The organism is Mesorhizobium sp. M0816, assembly GCF_040320005.1.
In the GTDB taxonomy this organism is placed as follows: Bacteria; Pseudomonadota; Alphaproteobacteria; order Rhizobiales; family Rhizobiaceae; genus Mesorhizobium.
On record NZ_JAMYOT010000002.1, the window covers coordinates 398,932 to 417,325 of the forward strand.

Sequence of the window (18,394 nt, forward strand, 5' to 3'; positions counted from 1 at the left end):
CGACTCTCCTTGCGGAGAGGGCTTATCAACCGCATCACAGCCCGTCGAGCGCGCCATGGCCGGCGCTCCGTGTTGCGCACAGGCTGGATGTCGCGGACGATCGAGGATACGGAACGTACCGTTTCGATTCGATAAGGCTTGTCTCTTCAGGTCGAAAACCGGTACCCGCCTTTCACCGGCTGGGCCTGCCTGGCTTTCTGCGAGCCGGCGCGCGCGGCCGCCGCAAGAATGCTCTCCATCAGGTCCTTTTCGCGCAGCGGTTTGCCGAGCAGCGGCACGTCGGGGGGCCGGTCGGCGATCGCGTCGGCATCGGCATATCCCGTTATCATCACCGCCGGCCAATCGGACCGCAGATTCCGGGCGAACCGAATGACCTCCAGGCCCGAGACGAGCGGCATGGCAAAATCGGTGACGATGACATCGAAATCGTACGGCGCCCGCTCGATCATCGCCAGCGCTTCGGCACCGCCCCCGGCACAGGTAACCGCAAAGCCGTGTTGGCGAAGCGATTGCGCCGTCAGTTCCCGTAGTACATTGCTGTCGTCGATCAGCAGGACCGATGGATAGTCCTCGCCGGCATTCCCGACGCTGTCGTCGGCATCGGACTTCTCGGCGATTTCCACCGGGCGCTCGATTGAACGCGGCAGCCAGAGCTGGACGGATGTTCCACTGCCGACGGTGCTTTCAATGCGAAGCGTGCCGCCCGATTGCTTGACGAAACCATGCACCGTGCTCAGACCGAGGCCAGTGCCTTTGCCGACCGGTTTTGTGGTGAAGAACGGTTCTACGACCTTGGCGAGAATGTCAGCCGGTATGCCCGACCCCGTGTCCTTGACCGTGACCACGACATAGTCGCCCGCCGAAATATCCTCGGCTGCACTGCCTAGCGTTCGATTTTGCGCCTCCACGATTATCGTGCCGCCGGACGGCATGGCATCGCGCGCGTTGAAGACCAGGTTCATCAGCGCGAGCTCCAGCTGGCTGGCATCGACATGCGCCGGCCACACAGTGTCGTCGACAAGCCAATCGAAACGGATCAGGCCGCCCAGGACCGGGGCCACCAACCCGTTCATTGTATCGCCGAGCGCGGCGAGGCGCACGGCCTGCGGCCGCAGCGTCTGGCGGCGCGAGAAGGCAAGCATGCGGTTGACGAGCTCGGCGCCTTGTTTTGCCGACCGGCGTGTCAGTTCCAGAACCTGCCTGGTCTGTCCGTCGAACTCGGCATGGCGCTCGAGCAATCCCAATCCGCTGAGAATTGCGGCAAGCAGATTGTTGAAATCATGCGCCAGGCCGCCGGTAAGCTTGCCGATCGCGTCGAGGCGCTGCGACTGCAGCAGCTGGTCCTCAAGCTCGCGCCGCTCGGTAACGTCCAGCAATGTGCCGAGGATCTCGGGGTTCCGGCCGTCGGAGCCATTCGACAGGACGCCCTGGTCGAGAAAAATCCGGTAATTGCCGTCGGCGCATTGCCAGCGGAATTCGCAGGTGTAGGAGCCGGTGGCCTTGGCTGCGAGCAGGACCTCCCTCACTCTCGGCAGATCGTCGGGATGAACGCGGCTCAGGCCGAAGCCTGGATCGGCGGTCAGCCGTTCCGCAGGAAAGCCGGTCAGGCGTTCGACCCCTTCGGTGACAAAGCTGGCGCCGAACGGCGGCTCCGCCGCCCTTGCGTGGAAGCAGACCGGAAGAGAGCTCAAAATGGCATGCTGCCGCTCCTGTGCGCTGCGCAGCGCCCGCTCGGCCTCGAGCTTTTCCTTCTGCGCCTGCAGTGCCTGGGCCAGCAGCCGTTGCTCGGCAGCCGCCTTTTGCTGGATTTCGAGCGTCTTCTCATGAAGTTCGACGAACACGGCAACCTTGGAACGCAGCATGGCCGGGTCGAAAGGCTTGAACACGTAATCCACCGCGCCGGCGTCGTAGCCGCGCAGCATGTGCGCGTCTTCCTTGTTGATGGCGGTGAGAAAAATTATCGGCGTTCGCCTGGATTGCTCGCGCTGGCGGATCAATCCCGCGGTCTCGTAGCCATCCAGCCGGGGCATCAGCACGTCCAGCAGGATGACTGCGAAATCCTCCTTCAGCAGTGCGCGCAACGCCTCTTCGCCCGACTGCACGCAGACGACTTCACCGATAGGGGCCAGAACCTCGCCGATCGCCAGCAGATTGCGCTCGTCGTCATCCACGGCCAGGATGCGCGCCTTTGCCGGCCCCGCTGCCGGCGCCATGACCTCCAGCTTCCTTGCTCCGTTTCTCGACAGCTTCTGCATCGAGCGGCCGTCAGTTCACTGCCATGAGCGTCTTTTCCGGACCATGGACACGGGATCGCGAACGGCCGATCCAGACACGCAGCAATGCCAACAGCAGATCGAGGTCGACAGGCTTGGCGATGTAGTCGGAGGCGCCGGCGTCGAGGCACTTCTGCCGGTCGCCCTTCATTGCCTTGGCTGTGACCGAGATCAATGGGATATGGGCGATCGCCGGCATGCTGCGGATCTGCCGCATCGTCTCGTAGCCATCCATTTCCGGCATCATGATATCGATCAGTGCCGCATCGATGTCCGGGCTCTGCTCCAGAAGCGCGATACCTTCCCGGCCGCGCTCCGCATGCAGCACCTGGATGTCATAGGTCTCGAGAACGCTAGTAAGCGAATAGATGTTGCGGATGTCGTCGTCGACGATGAGGACCTTTGCGCCGGCGAGGTCGAATTTGTCCGGCTGTTCGGCTGCCGCACCATCGTTTTCGTGGCCTCGCCCGGGGAGTGTTGCCGACATCAGGAGAGCCAGCTGCGCGAAATTCTCCGCCCGCGGAACATCCGCCAATGCCGGATGCAAGGCGAGCGACTGTTGCAGCGCTTCCGGATGAGGCGCAAAGAACAGCAGTCGCGACACCGACTGCCCGAACAGGACGGCAATCTCATCCAGCATCTGGGCGTTGTCCTTGGCCGAGCGGCCAAAGCCGAGCACAACGGCATCATAGTTGGCGATGCCGATTTCGTCCGCATTCGCCGCGACGCGGCCGATCGCCGTAACCGAGGTGACGCCGTCGCGGATCGCCTCGATCAGCGAAAGGCGGCGCTCGGGATCGGGATCGGCAATCAGGACGCGGCTCTGGACGCGGAGCTTTCTGGAATGAATATCCTGGAAGACCTTCATCAGTTCGTCCGACGATACGGGCTTGGTTGAAATGCTGGATGCACCCTTGCGGGCAAGCACCTCGATGTCTTCGGCGCCCGAGATGACATGAACGGGAATGTCCTTGGTTTTCGGGTCATGGCGAAGCAGATCGAACAACACCCAGCCGTCGATATCCGATAGTCCGAGATCGAGCGTAATCGCGTCGGGAACCAGCTTGCGTGCCAAAGCCAGCGTGCCGGAGCCCGCGGTCGACAGGACGCCTTTCAGCCCGGCCGAACGTGCAAGGCCGAGCAGCAAACCGCCGAAGGTCGGGTCGTCCTCGACGATCAGCACGACCCGATCTTCAGACGAGATCATGTCGCGGTCATCGAGCAATTCGGAGGACGGCGGGCTCGGCTGCGCTGTCGTCGCGGCCACCTCCATCGCCGGCAGCAACGCCGCTTGCGGGGCCAAGGCCATCCGGGGTCCGTCGAATGGAATGACCAGAGTGAACGTCGAACCCTTGCCCGGCGTGCTCTCGACCCGCAATTCGCCGCCGAGCAGCCGGGCAATCTCCCGGCTGATCGAGAGCCCAAGCCCGGTGCCGCCATATTTGCGGCTGGTGGTGCCGTCGGCCTGCTGGAAGGCCTCGAAAATCAGCTTCTGCTTGTCTTGCGGAATACCGATGCCGGTATCGCTGACCACGATCGCGAGCGCCTCCATCGGTTGCGCCGAGCCGTTGTGACGGCCCGTCGTTTCGGCCCGGAAATTCAAGCGGACCTCGCCTTGCGAGGTGAACTTGAACGCGTTCGACAAAAGGTTGAGCACGATTTGCTGCAACCGCTTCTCGTCGGTGCGGACGGTTTCCGGAAGCTCGCGGTCGACATTGATGGTGAAGCCAAGCCCCTTGTCGGTCGCCAGCTGCCGGAAGGTTCGCTCCATATGCTGGCGAAGATGCACCACGGGCATATCGTTGATATCGATCGAGACGGTGCCCGATTCGATCTTCGACAGATCGAGGATGTCGTTGATGAGGCTCAAAAGGTCGGTGCCGGCCGAATTGATGGTGCGCGCGAACTCGACCTGCTTGTCGTTGAGATTGCCCTGCTGGTTGGTTGCGAGCAGGTTTGAAAGGATGAGCAGCGAGTTCAGCGGCGTGCGCAGTTCGTGGCTCATATTGGCGAGGAATTCCGACTTGTATTTCGAGGTAAGCGCCAGCTGCTCGGCCTTCTCCTCCAGCGCCCGCCGCGCCATCTCGATTTCCAGGTTCTTGTTCTCCACCTGCTTCTTTTCGTTCTCGAGCAGCTGCGCCTTTTCCTGCAGCTCCTCATTGGTGGCGTGCAGCTCCTCCTGCTTCTTGGTCAGTTCGGTCTGACGCGCCTGCAATTCCGAGGTCAGCAGCTGCGACTGCTTGAGCAGGCCTTCGGTGCGCATGGTGGCGGCGATGGTGTTGAGAACGATGCCGACGGATTCCATCAGCTGGTTGAGGAACGACTGGTGCGTGTCGCGGAATTCGCTGAACGAGGCGAGTTCGATGACGGCCTTCACCTCGTCCTCGAACAGAGCCGGAAGAATGATCACGTTCGCCGGCGCGGCATTGCCAAGGCCGGAGGTAACGCGCAGGAAATTCGGCGGCACATTGTCCAGCATGATGGCGCGCTTGTCGGCGGCACTCTGCCCGACAAGCCCTTCACGCAGATCGAGGCGTTGCTTGATTTCCGCCTTGCTTTCGGCGCCATAGGAGGCGGCGAGCTCCAGATAGAATTCATCCTCGTCGCGGTTGGTCACATAGAACACGCCATATTGCGCATTCACCAGCGGGGCGAGTTCGGACATGATGAGGCGCGAGATCGTGGCCAGGTCGCGCTCGCCCTGCAGCATGCGCGAGAAGCGGGCGAGATTGGTCTTCAGCCAGTCCTGCTCGGCATTCTTCAGCGTCTGGTCCTTCAAATTGCGGATCATCTCGTTGATGTTGTCTTTCAGCGCCGCCACCTCGCCGGAGGCCTGGACGCTGATCGAGCGGGTCAGATCGCCCTTGGTCACCGCCGTCGACACCTCGGCGATGGCGCGCACCTGAGTGGTCAGGTTGGCCGCGAGCTGATTGACGTTGTCGGTCAGGTCGCGCCAAAGGCCGGCAGCGCCGGGCACCCGGGCCTGGCCGCCGAGCTTGCCTTCGATGCCCACTTCGCGGGCGACGTTGGTCACCTGGTCGGCGAAGGTCGCCAGCGTCTCGATCATGCCGTTGATGGTGTCGGCGAGCGAGGCGATCTCGCCCTTGGCATCGACCGTCAGCTTGCGCTTGAGATTGCCTTGCGCGACCGCGGTCACGACATCGGCGATGCCGCGCACCTGGTTGGTCAGGTTCGTCGCCATCAGGTTGACGTTGTCGGTCAGGTCCTTCCAGGTACCGGCGACGCCCTCGACCCGCGCCTGGCCGCCGAGCTTGCCCTCGGTGCCGACCTCGCGGGCGACACGCGTCACTTCGCCGGCAAAGGAGTTCAGCTGGTCGACCATGGTGTTGATCGTCGATTTCAGCTCCAGGATCTCGCCCTTGACGTCGACGGTGATCTTCTTCGACAGGTCGCCGCGCGCCACAGCGGTGGTCACCTCGGCGATGTTACGGACCTGGCCGGTCAGGTTCTCGGCCATCGAATTCACATTGTCGGTCAGATCCTTCCAGGTGCCGGCAACGCCGCGCACCTGCGCCTGGCCGCCGAGCTTGCCCTCGGTGCCGACCTCGCGCGCCACGCGCGTCACCTCGGAGGCGAAGGAATTCAGCTGGTCGACCATCGTATTGATAGTGTCCTTGAGCTCGAGGATCTCGCCGCGCACATCGACCGTGATCTTCTTCGACAGGTCGCCCAGCGCCACTGCCGTCGTCACCTCGGCGATGTTGCGCACCTGGCCGGTCAGGTTGGCAGCCATCGCATTGACATTGTCGGTCAAGTCCTTCCAGGTGCCGGCAACGCCGCGCACCTGCGCCTGGCCGCCGAGCTTGCCGTCCGAACCGACCTCGCGCGCCACGCGCGTCACCTCGGAGGCGAAGGAATTCAGCTGGTCGACCATCGTATTGATGACGTCCTTGATCTGCAGGATCTCGCCCAGCGCATCGACGGTGATCTTCTGGGTCAAATCGCCGGTCGCAATTGCCGTCGCCACCTTGGAGACGTCGCGCAACTGCACGGTCAGATTGCCGGCCATGGCGTTGACGTTGTCGGTCAGGTCCTTCCAGGTGCCGCCGACACCCTCGACATGCGCCTGGCCGCCGAGCTTGCCTTCCGAACCCACTTCGCGCGCCACACGCGTCACTTCGGAGGCGAAGGAGTTCAGCTGGTCGACCATCGTGTTGACGGTGTCCTTGAGCTCCAGGATTTCGCCCTTGACGTCGACGGTGATCTTTTTCGACAGGTCGCCGCGGGCGACGGCGGTCGTCACCTCGGCGATGTTGCGGACCTGGCCGGTCAGGTTGGCGGCCATCAGATTGACGTTGTCGGTCAGGTCCTTCCAGGTGCCGCCGACGCCCTTCACTTCGGCCTGGCCGCCGAGCTTGCCCTCGGTGCCGACCTCGCGGGCGACGCGCGTCACTTCGGAGGCGAAGGAGTTCAATTGATCGACCATCGTGTTGATGGTGTCCTTGAGCTCGAGGATTTCGCCCTGCACGGCGACGGTGATCTTCTTCGACAAGTCGCCCGAAGCGACCGCAGTCGTCACCTCGGCGATGTTGCGCACCTGGCCGGTCAGGTTCTCGGCCATCGAATTGACGTTGTCGGTCAGGTCCTTCCAGGTGCCGGCAACGCCGCGCACCTGCGCCTGGCCGCCGAGCTTGCCCTCGGTGCCGACCTCGCGGGCGACACGCGTCACTTCGCCGGCAAAGGAGTTCAGCTGGTCGACCATGGTGTTGATCGTCGATTTCAGCTCGAGGATCTCGCCCTTGACGTCGACGGTGATCTTCTTCGACAGGTCGCCCAGCGCCACAGCCGTCGTCACCTCGGCTATATTGCGCACCTGGCCGGTCAGGTTCTCGGCCATCAGGTTGACGTTGTCGGTCAGGTCCTTCCAGGTGCCGCCGACACCTTCGACGCGCGCCTGGCCGCCGAGCTTGCCTTCTGTACCGACTTCGCGCGCGACGCGCGTCACCTCCGAGGCAAAGGAATTCAGCTGGTCGACCATCGTGTTGATGGTGTTCTTGAGTTCGAGGATTTCGCCTTTCACGTCGACGGTAATCTTCTTCGACAGGTCGCCGGAAGCGACGGCGGTCGTCACCTCGGCGATGTTGCGCACCTGCCCGGTCAGGTTCGTCGCCATCGCGTTGACGTTGTCGGTCAGGTCCTTCCAGGTCCCGGCCACACCTTTCACGCGGGCCTGGCCGCCGAGCTTGCCTTCGGTGCCGACCTCGCGCGCCACGCGCGTCACTTCCGAGGCGAAGGAGGCCAGTTGCCCGACCATGGTGTTGACGATCTTGCCGATGCGCAGAAACTCGCCGCGCAGCTGCCGGCCGTCGATTTCGACCATCATCGTCTGCGACAGGTCGCCTTTGGCGACCGCGCCGATGACGCGCGCCACTTCGGCCGTCGGCTGAACCATGTCCTCGATCAGATCGTTGACAGAACGGACGCTCGATTCCCAGCTGCCGGTGGCGTTGCGGACACGGCCGCGTTCGCCGATCCGGCCATCCTTGCCGACGACCTTGCTGAGGCGTTCGAACTCGCGCGTGACCTGATCGTTGAGTTCGACGATTTCGTTGAAGGTGTCGGCGATCTCGGAATCAAGGCCGGCGTAGACATTGTCGATACGAACGGAGAAATCACCGCTCCGAAAAGCCTTCAGCGCGTTCAGTACTTGACGGTGGTCCAACTGCCTTGTGGATGCAAGCACGCTCACAGCGCCCCTCCCAGCTCACGGATTTCTTGAATGTCCTGGTGAAACTGTCCCCTGCGGCCGACACAACTCCCCGCAAGCGCAAGAACGCGGCATGCTCGATTTGGTTCCAGACGAAATTGCCGCTATGCGGCAGGAATTTCGCAGCCGCATTCACGAAACGACGAGCAACAAAGATTCATAATGATTGTATCGATCAATATTTCTGCCCAACGGAACATCTCGAAAAAACTCTCGTTGGTATAGATCGCGATCCAGCGATGCAACTCGATGGAGACACTAAGATGATGAAAATTCTCTCTGCATCCCTACTTGCTATCGGCCTGGCCACATCTGCCATGGCACAATCCATGGGCTCCGGGACCGGTAATGACCCCAATACCGGCGTCAACACAGGCACTTCCGGCGGCAACACCGGGACCGGCAGCGCAACTACCCCGAACACGATCGATCCGAACGCAACGAACGCTACCACGCCGCAAACAAACGGTATGGAGGACCGCTGTAAGGATACGGCGAGCAGCGATACCGACAACAATACCCCCAGCGGCGCCATGACGTCGGATATGCAGAACTGCAACAAGTAACGGAGTTTTGCTCAGCCGTCATTTCAGCCCGCTGCCTGGTCCAGACCGGTGCTCGCGGTTCAAACCACAGCCAGAAACATGCACTGACCGGGCACGGGCCCATTACTTCTGAATGGATCGGCGAGCCCAAGCCGGGCGGCCGATTAACTAGTCTCAGCTAGGTTCTGCGATAAGCGGCGGCCAGCCCGGACGGGCGGGCGGCCGTTCTGCTGATTTTCGCGGAGAGAACTGGTGGAGCCAATCGGAATCGAACCGACGACCTCTTGAATGCCATTCAAGCGCTCTCCCAACTGAGCTATGGCCCCACTCCGGCAGTTCACCGGCGCCGTTTCCGGCGAAGAGATCCGGCGCGGGTTCTAGACCGCGCCGTTAGTGAAGGCGGCTTCTAACCCCGCCTTCAGTCAATATCAAGCCTTCAAGAACCGCTTTTTCTAGGCAGCGCCGCGAAAGCCGGCGAATGCGGTTCGCTCAGACTTCGTCGTCGTCTTCGCCGACGCCGATCATGTCGGCAACGTCGTCGTCTTCTTCCTCCTCGTCGGCGAGGAACGTGTCATCCTCGTCATCGCCAAGGTCAACGTCGTCTTCGTCATCGCCGAGATCGGGAAGCTCGTCGGCCTTCGCGTCCTCGTCCGCCTCTTCGAGCGAGACAACCTCGACGCCCTCTTCCTCCTCGGCGTCCACTTCCTTCTCGGCAACTTCCTCTTCCTCCTCGAGGGCGGCGATCTTGCCTTCCTCGAAATAGGAGCGCGGATAGCTCTTGCCCGTATAAGGCGAGACGATTGGGTCCTTGTTCAAGTCATAGAATTTTCGACCCGTCTCCGGGTCGATGCGTTTGGTGCCAAGTTCGGGTTTTGCCACAGCAAGCCTCGTCGATGAAAGTTTGGTCCCCTTAACCAGAGTTTACGGCGCTGTCAAAGCGAAAAGCCGGCGTCCCAAAAAGCTTGAATTCGAAGGCCTTCATACCAAGGGGATGACCATTTCGGTACGCCATGATAGGAGACCCCGCAAACCAGCAGAAAATGGCCGGCCGCCGGCGTTTCCAGGAAAGAACCATGTCGCACACTGCCGCCCCGAAGCAGGCCACCGCCCGCAAATCATCTGGCCTTTCAGGCGCGGCACGGGTGCCGGGCGACAAGTCGATCTCGCACCGCTCGTTCATGTTCGGTGGCCTGGCCTCCGGCGAAACCCGCATCACCGGGCTGCTGGAAGGCGAGGACGTGATGCGTACGGGCGCTGCCATGAAGGCCATGGGCGCCCATATCGAGAAGCATGGCGCTGAGTGGGTGATCCGCGGTACCGGCAACGGCGCGCTGCTGCAGCCGGTAGGCCCGCTCGATTTCGGCAATGCCGGCACGGGCTCACGCCTCACCATGGGCCTGGTCGGCACCTATGACATGGAAACCACCTTCATCGGCGACGCCTCGCTGTCGGGCCGGCCGATGGGCCGGGTGCTCGAACCGCTCCGCCAGATGGGCGTGCAGGTGCTGAAGGCGACGCCCGGCGACCGCATGCCGATCGCGCTGCACGGGCCCAAGCACGCCGCGCCGATCACCTACCGCGTGCCGATGGCATCGGCGCAGGTCAAGTCGGCGGTGCTGCTGGCTGGGCTGAACACGCCGGGCATCACCACCGTCATCGAGCCGGTTATGACGCGCGACCACACCGAAAAGATGCTCAAGGGGTTCGGCGCCAATCTGTCGGTCGAGACCGACGAGCGCGGCGTGCGCCATATTTTCATCGAAGGCCAGGGCAAGCTCACGGGACAGACGATCGCGGTGCCGGGCGACCCCTCCTCGGCCGGCTTTCCGCTGGTGGCGGCGCTGATCGTGCCGGGCTCGGACATTACCATCGAAAACGTGCTGATGAACCCGACCCGCACTGGACTTCTGTTGACGCTGCAGGAAATGGGCGCGCGCATCGACATAATCGATCCGCGCAACGAAGGCGGCGAGGATGTTGCCGATCTGCGTGTGCGTTACTCCGAGCTGAAAGGCGTCACCGTACCGCCGGAACGGGCGCCGACGATGATCGACGAGTATCCGGTGCTTGCCGTGGCGGCCAGCTTCGCCGAGGGCGAAACGCTGATGCTCGGGCTGGAAGAGCTGCGCGTGAAGGAATCCGACCGGCTGTCGGCAGTGGCCGAAGGGCTGAAGCTCAACGGCGTGGACTGCAGCGAAGGCGAGGCCTCGCTTGTCGTGCGCGGAAAACCCGGCGGCAAGGGCCTCGGCCAGCATCCCAACGGACAGGGCACCATCGTCCAGACCCATCTCGATCACCGCATCGCCATGAGCTTTCTGGTGATGGGGCTGGCAACGGAAAAACCGGTGACCATCGACGATCAGGCGATGATCGCAACGAGCTTTCCGGAATTCATGGGACTGATGAAGGGGCTGGGCGCGGAGATTTCCTAAAACTCCAGATTGTCGCCAAATTTGGTTATCAACTCAATTGTTCTTTAAGGCTGGCGCTTCAAGCTCAAGCGAGCATTGGGGAGAGCCATGAATATTCTTGCCTCGATTTTACTGGCGATAGTAGCAGGTGTCGTTTTGACCATCGCAAAGGCGATGTCCGTCGCCAAGATGATCAATGGACGGAACTATTCACTCGTGTGCTTCGGTTTGATCGGGGCATCTTGGGTCGGGCTTACCATCCCAAGCATAGGGTCCTCATGTGGACCGATAGGTTGCGCATACGGCCTGCATTTCGGCTGGGTGCTTGACTTAATCAAAGCCGACATACCCTCAAATGCGATATTTATCGTAGTTGGTGGCTATGCGATCCTTAGCGTATATTTTTTCAGCCATGTGCTGGGATGGGTATTCTATCTGCTTAGGGCATTTGCGCGGCCCATTTCGCGTTGATGGGTTCAAACCGCATAGTGCCATATTGCAATGAGGCCGGTTCTCGGCTTGTTGTCGTCCATGATCCCGACCTTCACAATAGCCATCGACGGCCCTGCCGGCGCCGGAAAGGGCACCCTTGCCCGGCGGCTGGCCGATCACTACCGGCTGAACCTGCTCGACACCGGCCTTACCTATCGCGCGGTGGCGCATTCGCTGCTCCGGCTCGGCCTGCCGCTCGACAATGTTTCGGCCGCCGAAACCGCGGCCCGGCAGGTCGATCTGGCAAAGCTCGACCGCGCAGTGCTTTCGGCACACGCCGTTGGCGAGGCGGCTTCGAAAGTGGCAGTGATCCCGTCGGTGCGGCGCATCCTGGTCGAGAAACAGCGTGACTTCGCAAGAACACCGCCTGGCGCGGTGCTCGACGGCCGCGACATCGGCACCGTCGTCTGTCCCGATGCCGACGTAAAACTCTATGTCACGGCCAGTGCCGAGGTGCGGGCAAAGCGGCGGCTGGATGAAATCGAGAGCATCGGCGGCACTGCCAATTTCGATGAAATCCTTGCCGATATCGTGCGCCGCGACGAGCGCGACATGGGCCGCATGGACTCGCCCTTGAAGCCGGCGGCCGATGCGCACTTGCTCGACACGTCGGAAATGGCTATAGAGGCCGCGTTTCTGGCAGCTCAGGCGATCATCGACGATGTCCTGGCCAAGAGAAACGAAGCCTGAGCCGGGTTTTCCTGCCGCCGCCGATTGCCGGCGACAAAAAGACTTCCCATATCGGGTATGAACCAGCCTGCCAGCATTCTTCATGCGCCGGAATTGCCGCTCAAGGGCGGCCAAGGGCTTTTTGCCCGGAACGCCGGCAGGCCAACGCAACGCTAACCCACGGCGCCCGCCCCGCGACAGATTGCGGGGCATTCCAGGAGAAACTATGTCAGTTGCAAATCCCACTCGCGATGATTTCGCGAGCCTGCTCGAAGAATCATTTTCCGCCGGCCATTCCGGCGAAGGCCAGGTCGTCAAGGGCATCATCACCGCCATTGAGAAGGACATGGCCATCATCGACGTCGGCCTCAAGGTCGAAGGCCGCGTGCCGCTGAAGGAATTCGGCGTCAAGGGCAAGGACACGACGCTCAAGGTCGGCGACACGGTCGAGGTCTATGTCGAGCGTATCGAAAATGCGCTTGGCGAAGCCATGCTGTCGCGTGAGAAGGCCCGCCGCGAAGAGAGCTGGGTCCGTCTCGAAGAGAAGTTCACCAAGGGCGAACGCGTCGAAGGCGTCATCTTCAACCAGGTCAAGGGCGGCTTCACCGTCGACCTCGACGGCGCTGTGGCCTTCCTGCCGCGCAGCCAGGTTGACATCCGCCCGATCCGCGACGTCTCGCCGCTGATGCACAACCCGCAGCCCTTCGAGATCCTCAAGATGGATCGCCGCCGCGGCAACATCGTGGTGTCGCGCCGCACCGTGCTCGAGGAAAGCCGCGCCGAACAGCGTTCGGAAATCGTGCAGAACCTCGAAGAAGGCCAAGTAGTCGAAGGCGTCGTCAAGAACATCACCGACTATGGTGCGTTCGTCGACCTCGGCGGCATCGATGGCCTGCTGCACGTCACCGACATGGCCTGGCGCCGCGTCAATCATCCGACCGAAATCCTCAACATCGGCCAGACGGTCAAGGTGCAGATCATCCGCATCAACCAGGAAACCCACCGCATCTCGCTCGGCATGAAGCAGCTCGAGAGCGATCCGTGGTCCGAGATCGGCACCAAGTTCCCGATCGGCAAGAAGATCAAGGGTACCGTCACCAACATCACCGACTACGGCGCATTCGTCGAGCTGGAGCCGGGCATCGAAGGCCTCATCCACGTTTCGGAAATGTCGTGGACCAAGAAGAACGTGCATCCCGGCAAGATCCTGTCGACGACGCAGGAAGTCGACGTGGTGGTGCTCGAAGTCGATCCGGCCAAGCGCCGTATCTCGCTCGGCCTCAAGCAGACGCTGGAGAACCCGTGGGAGGCCTTCGCGCGCAGCCATCCGGTCGGCAGCCAGGTCGAAGGCGAGGTCAAGAACAAGACCGAGTTCGGCCTGTTCATCGGCCTCGAAGGCGACGTCGACGGCATGGTCCACCTTTCCGACCTCGACTGGACCCGTCCGGGCGAGCAGGTGATCGAGGAGTACAATCGCGGTGACATGGTCAAGGCGCAGGTGCTCGACGTCGACATCGACAAGGAGCGCATCTCGCTCGGCATCAAGCAGCTGGCCAAGGACACGGTCGGCGAAGCAGCGACGTCAGGCGAACTGCGCAAGAACGCAGTCGTCACCTGCGAGGTTATCGGCGTGAAGGATGGCGGTCTGGAAGTGCGGCTGGTCGACAGCGGCATCGAGACCTTCATCAAGCGCTCCGACCTCAGCCGTGACCGCGACGAGCAGCGCCCCGAGCGCTTCACCGTCGGCCAGAAGGTCGACGCCCGCGTCATCGCCTTCGACAAGAAGACCCGCAAGCTGCAGGTCTCGATCAAGGCGCTGGAAATCGCCGAAGAGAAGGAAGCGGTCGCTCAGTACGGCTCAACCGATTCCGGCGCTTCGCTGGGCGATATTTTGGGTGCCGCGCTGAAGAAGCAGGGCAGCTAAGCCAACACCGCGCCTCGCGCGGGTTATAAACGAAACAAAAAGCCTCGCCGGAACGATCCGGCGGGGCTTTTGCTTGTGACCTTTGCTTGCGACGGATCGCAGGCTCAGGCCCGGCCGTAGAGTGGCACCAGCGTGCCGCTGATCGCCATGTTGGCCGGCGAGGCAAGGTAGGCAATGGCCTCGGCCGCCGCTTCAAGGCTGACCCATCTACTGAAATCTGCGTTCGGCATGTCAGCCCGGTTGGCCGGCGTGTCGAGCGTCGAAGGCGCCACGGCGTTGACCAGGATGCCGTTGCCCTTCAGCTCTTCGGCTATCGCCACGGTCATCGCGGCGACTGCCGCCTTGGCGGCGGCGTAGGCCACCTTGCCGGAGCCGCGCCGCGGATCGAGCCCGGCTCGCGCGGTGACATTGACGATGCGGCCCGGCACGGAAGATCCCAGCATCGAGCGTATCGCCGCGCGGCAGCACAGAAAGGTGGTGCGGGCATTGGTGTCCATCATCTCGGCGAAGGAGGCGGGTTCGATCTTCTCGACCGGCGCCGCGGTGAAGCCGCCGGCAAGATGCACCGATGCCCATAAATCTGGAACGCTGGCATAGAAGGCGTCGACCTTGGCAGGGTCGGCAAGGTCGACATTGTGCGCCAGCCTGACGCGGTCATGCGCCGGAAAGGGAAAATGCGCAGGCGCGGCAGCGTGGGCATTGGGCACATGGCAGATCGCGCCCTGCTCCAGCAGTTTTCCTACGACCGCGCCGCCAAGGGCACCGGTGCCGCCGGTCACCACGATATGTCTGCCGTCCAGTGTTTCCGTCATATTCGACCGCTCCGTCATTGCGCGCCGCCGATGCGGAAGGTCGCGCCTTTCGCGCGATCACTCAACCGAAATCTCGATGACGTAAGGTCGTCCAGTCGCCCGCGCGCGCCCAAGCGCGTCCGCCAAGCCGCCGGTGCCGGAAATCCGCTCGGCGGCAATGCCGTAGGCTTCGGCCAATTTGCAGAAATCCGGCGGTGCCGGGGAGACGCCGACCGGCTCGACGCCGACGTCGAGCATCGAGGTTTCGATCTCGCGGTAGCCACGATTGTTCCAGACTGTGAAGATCACCGGCGCCGCAGCGTCGAGCGCGGCGCCCAGTTCCGGCAGGGTGAACTGGAAGCCGCCGTCGCCGGTGAGGCAAACGACCGGCGCCTCAGGCCTGGCAAGGACGGCACCGATCGCCGCCGGCGGGCCATAGCCGAGCGCGCCGAAGCCGGTGGCCGCGTTGAACCAGCCGCCCGGCCGGTCGTGATCGTAATAGAGGTTGGCGGCGTAGACCGGCTGGGTCGAATCGCCGACGATGATCGCGCCAGGCAGCGCATCGCGGATCGTCTCGACGGCGCGCAGTTGCGCCTGCATGGCCGGGCCAATCTCGGCAAAGGCCGCCTGCCGCGTCGCGGCGGCGCGGGCTGAACCATCATCCAATGGCGTCTCGTGCGTGCCGATTTCGGCAAGCAGCGCCTTGAGCGCCGCTCCGCAATCGGCCTGGATCGAAATCCGCGCAGGCCGGCGGGCAAGCTGGTCGGCGCCGATGTCGATGCGGATCAGGTTGGCGGGCAGGACAAAACCGCCGTCGCCATAGCCATCATAGTCGGTCGGACCGAATTCGGTGCCGGCGGCAATGACCAGGTCGGCATCGGCGATCAGCGCACGCACCGCCTTCAGGCTGGGGCTGGCCGGCACGCCAAGTGGATGACGATAGAGCAGGCCGCGCGCATTGGCGGTCTGGACGACCGGCGCTCCCAACCTCTCGGCAAGGCGCTGCAACGGCGCTTCGGCCGCTTTGGCGCCGCCGCCGGCCAGGATAAGCGGCCGGCGGGCAGACGCGCACAGCCTTGCCGCCTCGGCAATCGCCGCCACATCCGGCCCGGGCGGCGCTGAATTCCGCAGCAGCGGCACGATGCCGTTGGCCGGCATGGTCATGACATCGGTCGGGATCTCAATATGCACCGGACCCGGACGCGAGGATGAGAACAGCGCAAAGGCGCGGGCTAGCACGCCGGGCAGTTCGCCGGCCTCGGTGACACGGTGCGAAAACAGCGCCACCTTCTCCATCATGCCGCGCTGGTCCGGCAGTTCATGCAGATGGCCAAGGCCTTTGCCCAGCGTCGGTGTGGCGTTGACGCCCGAGATTACCAGCATCGGCACCGAATCGGCGCGCGCCTGACCCATGGCGGTGATGGTGTTGGTCAGCCCCGGCCCGGTGATGACGAAGGCGATACCCGGCCTGCCGCTGGCGCGCGCATAGCCGTCAGCCATGAAGCCGGCGCCCTGCTCGTGGCGCGGCGTGACGTGACGGATCTTCGATCGCGCAAGCCCGCGATAGAGCTCGACCGTGTGTACGCCGGGAATGCCGAAGACGGTGTCGACGCCGTGCGCTTCGAGCAAGGTGATGAGCGCTTCGCCGATGGTCGTCATTGTCTTAGCACCGGGCGCGTGAGGCAGGTAGGGCCGCCCTCGCAGGCAATGCACAGCGCATCGGCCTCGAATGTCGAGACCGTACAGCCGGCGGCTTGCATGGCAGCCGCCGTCTTCGGAAAACCGGCAACGGCGATAACCTGGCGCGGCGCGGTCGGCAGCACGTTCAGGCTGAGCCCATTCGAGGCGAAGAATTCGTCGGCGTCGCCCTCGACCAGCCGAATGCCGCGTTCGCGCAGCATCTGGTGGAAGGCGACCGGCAGGAGGGGCGCATAGACCAGCGCCAGATCGTCTGCGAGCGGGCTGATCACCGACATCAGATGCAGGCAGGCCTCCTCGCCCTGCCAGAGCGGCAGGTCGAAGCCATAGACCTGGATGCCCTTGGGTGAAAGCAGGTTGGAGAGCTGCTGGATGCCGTGCTGATTGGTGCGCACGCCGCGGCCGACGGCCAGCGTGTTTGCATCCACCCACACGCAGTCACCGCCCTCGACCTGGCCGGGAGCCTCGATACGGCCGAGGATGGGGATGCCCATCCGCCGGTAGGCTGTCTCGTGCAGGCCGGGCTCTGGCCGGCGCAGCGCCTTGCCCATGGCAAGGATGACCGCGCCATGGTCGGTCATCAGTGACGGATCGTGGGTAAAGACCGAATCGGCAAGCCCGTCATCGGCGTCGCTCAGCCATTCGATTTCGGCGCCTGAGACAGAAATCAGCCTGGCCAGTGCATCATGCTGGGCTGCCGCTTTTTGTGGATCGAAGCCGGGGCCATAGTGCCACTCCAGCGCTTCGGCCCGACGCATGGCGCTGGCGGCGGAGCGCATCAGCACGCGCTGCAGCGGCCCGGCCATCGACTGCGACCCGTATGCTTTGCCCACTAAGTTCTCCTGAAACGCGCCCCTCCTGCCAATAGCCACTCGGCAGGCCGTGATCAATGGTCCAAAAACTGCGGTTGACGGAGGCAAGCGGAACGGTCCATCTTGAGAATCGGAACGCTGTCCAGTGACGGGTAATGGGTAAAAAATTCCAGCAAGCACTGCCTCGGCTGCTCCGCGGGGCGCCGCGACGATGACGGCGCCGGCCACCGCCCTGAAGCATACGGCGCAGAACGGCGCTGCCGAAGCCATCCACGTCGAGAACCTGCACAAGAGTTTCGGCAAGCTGCATGTATTGAAGGGCGTTTCGCTGTCGGCGCGCGATGGCGAGGTGATCGCCATCATCGGCGGCAGCGGCTCGGGCAAATCGACGCTGCTGCGCTGCATCAACTGCCTGGAGAACCCGACCAGCGGCATCATCCGGGTCAATGGCGAAGAGATAAAGCTGAAGGCCGACAGCTACGGCCACACCGTGCCCGCCGACCGCAAGCAGATCGAACGCATCCGCTCCAAGCTCGGCATGGTCTTCCAGAACTTCAATCTGTGGAGCCACATGACGTTGATCGAGAACGTCATCGAGGTTCCCGTGCATGTGCTCGGCGTCAAGCGCGATGTGGCGATCGGCGAGGCGGAACAATTGCTCGCCCGCGTCGGCCTGGCCGAAAAACGCGACGTCTATCCCGCCTATCTGTCAGGCGGCCAACAGCAGCGCGCCGCGATTGCCAGGGCGTTGGCCATCAACCCGCGCGTCATGCTGTTCGACGAGCCGACCTCGGCGCTCGATCCGGAGCTGGTCGGCGAGGTGCTGAAGGTGATCGGCGACCTGGCGCGCGAAGGCCGCACTATGGTGCTGGTCACCCATGAGATGAAGTTTGCCCGCGAGGTCGCGACGCATGTCGTCTACCTCCACAACGGGCTGGTCGAGGAAGAAGGGCCGCCGGAACAGATCTTCGGCGCGCCGAAATCCGAAAGGCTGAAGCAGTTCATCCGCAACATCAGTTAAACTGTGGGCGGACGAAAACCGGGAACAACA

Annotated in this window: 12 protein-coding genes and 1 tRNA gene; 6 read left to right on the forward strand and 7 right to left on the reverse strand. The window is 63.0% G+C overall.

The genetic code is table 11. The annotated features are described in order from the left end of the window. Positions 1-146: 146 nt before the first annotated feature. Both NKI17_RS04060 and NKI17_RS04065 read right to left on the reverse strand, forming a co-directional pair. Entirely contained in the window at positions 147-2,213 is a 2,067-nt protein-coding gene (locus NKI17_RS04060; RefSeq protein WP_352568366.1) for a PAS domain-containing hybrid sensor histidine kinase/response regulator, read from the reverse strand. A gap of 52 nt (positions 2,214-2,265) precedes the next feature. Next, positions 2,266-7,977, reverse strand: coding sequence for a HAMP domain-containing protein (locus NKI17_RS04065; RefSeq protein ID WP_352568563.1), 5,712 nt, complete (start codon positions 7,975-7,977; stop codon positions 2,266-2,268). A 44-nt stretch (positions 7,978-8,021) separates the two neighbouring features. Between NKI17_RS04065 and NKI17_RS04070 the strand changes: the two genes are divergently transcribed. Further along, positions 8,022-8,567, forward strand: a complete 546-nt coding sequence (locus NKI17_RS04070) for a hypothetical protein (protein WP_352568367.1) — start codon at positions 8,022-8,024, stop codon at positions 8,565-8,567. 229 nt (positions 8,568-8,796) lie between these two features. On the opposite strand, the gene NKI17_RS04075 is transcribed toward NKI17_RS04070, so the two are convergent. Next, positions 8,797-8,872, reverse strand: a tRNA-Ala gene (locus tag NKI17_RS04075). A 163-nt stretch (positions 8,873-9,035) separates the two neighbouring features. Beyond that, positions 9,036-9,425, reverse strand: a complete 390-nt coding sequence (locus NKI17_RS04080) for a TIGR02300 family protein (RefSeq protein ID WP_023676282.1) — start codon at positions 9,423-9,425, stop codon at positions 9,036-9,038. 194 nt (positions 9,426-9,619) lie between these two features. Between NKI17_RS04080 and aroA the strand changes: the two genes are divergently transcribed. The 4 genes from aroA (at position 9,620) to rpsA (ending at position 14,042) form a co-directional block, all read left to right on the forward strand. After that, on the forward strand, positions 9,620-10,978 hold the full coding sequence (aroA, locus tag NKI17_RS04085; protein WP_352568368.1) for a 3-phosphoshikimate 1-carboxyvinyltransferase: 1,359 nt from the start codon (positions 9,620-9,622) through the stop codon (positions 10,976-10,978). Positions 10,979-11,065: 87 nt separating this feature from the next. Further along, positions 11,066-11,428: a hypothetical protein gene (locus NKI17_RS04090; protein WP_352568369.1), complete on the forward strand. Its 363-nt coding sequence runs from the start codon at positions 11,066-11,068 to the stop codon at positions 11,426-11,428. A gap of 60 nt (positions 11,429-11,488) precedes the next feature. Next, positions 11,489-12,139, forward strand: a complete 651-nt coding sequence (cmk, locus tag NKI17_RS04095; RefSeq protein WP_352568370.1) for a (d)CMP kinase — start codon at positions 11,489-11,491, stop codon at positions 12,137-12,139. 205 nt (positions 12,140-12,344) lie between these two features. Then, the gene (rpsA, locus tag NKI17_RS04100; protein ID WP_023676278.1) at positions 12,345-14,042 is read left to right on the forward strand and encodes a 30S ribosomal protein S1; all 1,698 of its coding nucleotides are present in this window, start codon (positions 12,345-12,347) and stop codon (positions 14,040-14,042) included. A gap of 104 nt (positions 14,043-14,146) precedes the next feature. Here rpsA and NKI17_RS04105 read toward each other — a convergent pair whose 3' ends face one another. Genes NKI17_RS04105 through NKI17_RS04115 form a run of 3 tightly spaced genes read right to left on the reverse strand, consistent with a single transcriptional unit; the run spans position 14,147 to position 17,337 of the window. After that, positions 14,147-14,854: an SDR family NAD(P)-dependent oxidoreductase gene (locus NKI17_RS04105; protein WP_023676277.1), complete on the reverse strand. Its 708-nt coding sequence runs from the start codon at positions 14,852-14,854 to the stop codon at positions 14,147-14,149. Positions 14,855-14,911: 57 nt separating this feature from the next. Then, a complete protein-coding gene (locus NKI17_RS04110; protein ID WP_352905428.1) occupies positions 14,912-16,492 on the reverse strand; it encodes a 5-guanidino-2-oxopentanoate decarboxylase in 1,581 nt (526 codons plus the stop codon). After that, positions 16,489-17,337, reverse strand: a complete 849-nt coding sequence (locus NKI17_RS04115; protein WP_352840036.1) for a dimethylarginine dimethylaminohydrolase family protein — start codon at positions 17,335-17,337, stop codon at positions 16,489-16,491. Before NKI17_RS04115 ends, NKI17_RS04110 begins: the two co-directional genes overlap by 4 nt. A 217-nt stretch (positions 17,338-17,554) precedes the next feature. Here NKI17_RS04115 and NKI17_RS04120 point away from each other — a divergent pair, with 217 nt between their 5' ends. Continuing rightward, on the forward strand, positions 17,555-18,364 hold the full coding sequence (locus NKI17_RS04120) for an ABC transporter ATP-binding protein (protein WP_352839943.1): 810 nt from the start codon (positions 17,555-17,557) through the stop codon (positions 18,362-18,364). The last annotated feature ends 30 nt before the right edge of the window (positions 18,365-18,394 follow it).